General features: G+C 59.7%; 3 protein-coding genes. 2 read left to right on the plus strand and 1 reads right to left on the minus strand.

Features of this window, described 5'->3' with window-relative positions:
• Positions 1–173 precede the first annotated feature (173 nt).
• Positions 174–1,427: a lipoprotein-releasing ABC transporter permease subunit gene (locus AC1D1P_RS18295; RefSeq protein ID WP_477673942.1), complete on the plus strand. Its 1,254-nt coding sequence runs from the start codon at positions 174–176 to the stop codon at positions 1,425–1,427.
• On the plus strand, positions 1,420–2,154 hold the full coding sequence (gene lolD, locus AC1D1P_RS18300) for a lipoprotein-releasing ABC transporter ATP-binding protein LolD (protein WP_477673943.1): 735 nt from the start codon (positions 1,420–1,422) through the stop codon (positions 2,152–2,154). The genes AC1D1P_RS18295 and lolD overlap by 8 nt, the downstream gene beginning before the upstream one ends.
• Before the next feature lie 40 nt (positions 2,155–2,194).
• On the opposite strand, the gene AC1D1P_RS18305 is transcribed toward lolD, so the two are convergent.
• Positions 2,195–3,368: SGNH hydrolase domain-containing protein (locus AC1D1P_RS18305; RefSeq protein WP_477673944.1), on the minus strand; the 1,174-nt coding region annotated here is incomplete at its 5' end.

The following is a 3,368-nucleotide window of genomic DNA, read 5'->3' on the forward strand; positions in this document are numbered from 1 at the left end:
CCGCAAAGGGAAGCAGCAGGTGCGGACCTGTGAAATGAGTGGGGGAATTGGCTGACATGGGGCTATTGTCCGGGATGCCACAATTGGCGTTCAAATTTGGGCGCTCAAATCGCACCCTATAAGAATCCGTTCGAGCTGGCCACCCGTGGCCCGCAACGACTACCAGGTTGAGTATGCAAATTCCTTATGAGCTGATAGTGGGCTGGCGCTACACCCGCGCCGGCCGCGCCACCCGGCGCAACGGCTTTATTTCTTTTATTTCAGGCGTGTCCATGCTGKGCATTGCGCTCGGTGTGGCCGCGCTCATCATCGTGCTCAGCGTGATGAACGGCTTCCAGAAGGAAGTGCGAGACCGCATGCTGGGTGTGATCTCGCACATCGAGGTATTCGCCCCCAACGGCGCTGCCTTGCCCAATCCGGAAAAAACCCTGGCTGAAATCAAGGCCAACCCSCAGGTCACCGGCGCCGCCACCTTYRTCGCSGCSCARGCCCTGCTGGCGCGCGGYGAAGACATGAAGGGCACCSTCGTRCGCGGCATAGACCCGGCMCTCGAAGGCCAGGTCACCGACCTCGCCGTGACGTCCGGCCCCACGCTAGCCAAGCTGGTGCCCGGCAATTTCGGCGTGGTGCTGGGCGGCGAGCTGGCCCGCGCCATGGGCGTGCGTGAGGGCGATAGCGTCACGTTGATCGCGCCCAGCGGCCAGGTCACCCCGGCGGGCGTGGTGCCGCGCCTGAAGCAGATGACAGTGGTCGGCACCTTTGACTCCGGCCATTTCGAATACGACTCGGCGCTGGTCATGATGCACCAGGACGACGCCGCGCGGATATTCCGCCTCGAAGGCCCCACCGGCATCCGCATCAAGCTCAAAGACCTGCACCAGGCGCGCGAAGTCGCGTTTGAGCTGTCAAGAAGCCTGAGCGGTGATTTGCTGATTCGCGACTGGACCCGCCAGAACAAAACCTGGTTTGCCGCCGTGCAGCTTGAAAAACGCATGATGTTCATCATCCTCACGCTCATCGTGGCAGTCGCGGCCTTCAACCTCGTCAGCACGCTGGTGATGACGGTGACCGACAAGCGCGCCGACATCGCCATCCTGCGCACGCTGGGCGCCAGCCCCAAAAGCATCATGAAAATTTTTATGGTGCAGGGCGCACTGGTCGGCGTCATCGGCACGCTCTCGGGCCTCGTTCTGGGCCTGGGCATTGCCTTCAACATCGACGTCATCGTGCCGGCCATTGAACGCGCGCTCAACGCCAGCTTTTTGCCCAAAGACATTTATCTCATCAGCCGCATGCCGAGTGAACCGCAATACGCCGACATCATGCCGATCGTCGTCATCTCCCTGGTGCTGTCTTTCCTGGCCACCATCTACCCTAGCTGGCGCGCCAGCCGCGTGAACCCCGCGGAGGCCCTCCGTTATGAGTGAACTCAAGAACGACATGACGAATACGCTGCAAAGCACCAACGCGAACGGCGAAGTAGTGCTCAAAGCCAACGGCCTCACCAAACGCTTCCACGAAGGCCTGATCGACCTGACCGTACTCCACGGCGTAGACCTGCAGGTCCACGCCGGCGAGACGCTGGCCATCGTCGGCGCCTCAGGCTCCGGCAAAAGCACACTGCTGCATTTGATGGGCGGCCTCGACGCCCCCACCAGCGGACAGGTCGAACTCAAAGGCAAAACGCTGTCGTCGTTGTCACCCCAACAACAAGGCGACCTGCGCAACAAGCACCTGGGCTTTGTCTACCAGTTCCACCACCTGTTGCCCGAATTCAGCGCACTAGACAACGTCGCCATGCCGCTGTGGATTCGCCGCGAGTCTCCTGCGGAGTGCGTGCGGGTCGCGACCAAGATGCTTGCGGCCGTGGGACTGAAAGACCGCATTCACCACCGGCCCGCGGAGCTCTCAGGTGGTGAGCGCCAGCGCGTCGCGATTGCCCGTGCCCTCGTCACACAACCGGCTTGCGTGCTGGCCGATGAGCCCACCGGTAATTTGGATCGTTCTACCGCTGACGGCGTGTTTGAACTGATGCTGCAACTCGCGCGCGACTTCGGCACAGCCTTTGTGCTGGTCACGCATGATGAAACGCTGGCTTCGCGTTGCGGGCGGCGTTTCAGGTTGGTCTCGGGGCGTTTGTCGGAGTGGGGTTGAGCGACAGCATCGATGCCAAGTGACCGCGTCGATTGCGAGGCTAGTTGGGTAGTTGGTCCACGGACTCCATGATGCTTCGGGGTCTGCCCGATCTGACGGGGGAATTTGCAGCATCAATCTGCGATGGTGCTGGTAGGCTTCGTATGGCGAGCGAGTCTTTGACGGGCTTCAGTTTCGCGTGGTGAGCCGTTAAGCTGTCAGCTTGCAAGGCTTGCCGGATACGCGGCAGCACAAGCATTGCACCGTGAACGCTGAGGTGGTCGTCGTCAAAATACCGGAACATCTCGCGGTCGACCAGAGGGCAGACAGCAGCATTGCATAGCAGGTCGTTGAATGACAAAACTTCAGCACCATTCATCGCCTCTCGATCAATCTGTGCGTTTACCCACTGCTGATCTGCAAGATGTGTATCGGTTGGAACTGCCGCGTCATTGATGGAATCAGTGTTGTAGCGTAATCGCCGTAGCACTTTCTTTGGATCGACCAGCTGTTGTGGTACGTCCTTGAAGATGAAAATCTTGACACCCGCACGCTTGTAGCGCTCCACGGTTTGACTAAGCCCGACGACAAATGATTCGCGTGACATGGCTTTCGAGTTCGGCAAGCGCATGTTCGTCGATAGAAAGTTGAGGTCCCAAGGCCGGGTCTTGCCCCCGGTGTAGTAAGTCCATCTGGCAAAGAGAAAAACGGCCGGGATGCCATTCTTCACTACATAGTCGAAAGCGCGCTCGTTCAAGAGCAAGCAATCTACCGCACCTTCCTTGTCGCGTACCGACTGGATGCCAAGCAAATGTGGGCAACCGGATGCGCCAGCAAAGGCGATCCGCTCACGATTTTCTGTCGATAGCGCCTCAAGCGCGGGCAGCACGCTGAGCGCGTGGCTGTCGCCTATGACGAATGTCGAGACTGGCCCGGATTTGCCCCAGGTACACATCCACGTTTCTGCCGTGTGCGCTGAAGGAAGGTCGAAGCAGTCCTTAGCCTGCGGACTCATCGCGATGCTCTTATCGAAACGAGCCCAGTACTGAATCCAGGGACGCTGGCCCAAGCCTTCCGTTTGCAATGCAAGGAAGCCGCCCATGCCGGCCAGGATCAGCGGAGCAAGGAGAAAACCGGCGAGACGTGGTTGAGAAAGCCTTCTGGCCGAGCGGACTGGGCGCTCAATAAAGGCAAAAGTTAGCCAGGCAAGAACAAAGCTAGCTGCAACCGCCGCA

It is taken from the genome of Polaromonas sp. P1_E1_2 (assembly GCF_056406035.1).

What these genes read in the sequence shown, in the direction of transcription:
- lolD (WP_477673943.1), top strand. Translation starts at nt 1,420, where the DNA reads ATGAGTGAACTCAAGAACGACATGACGAATACGCTGCAAAGCACCAAC.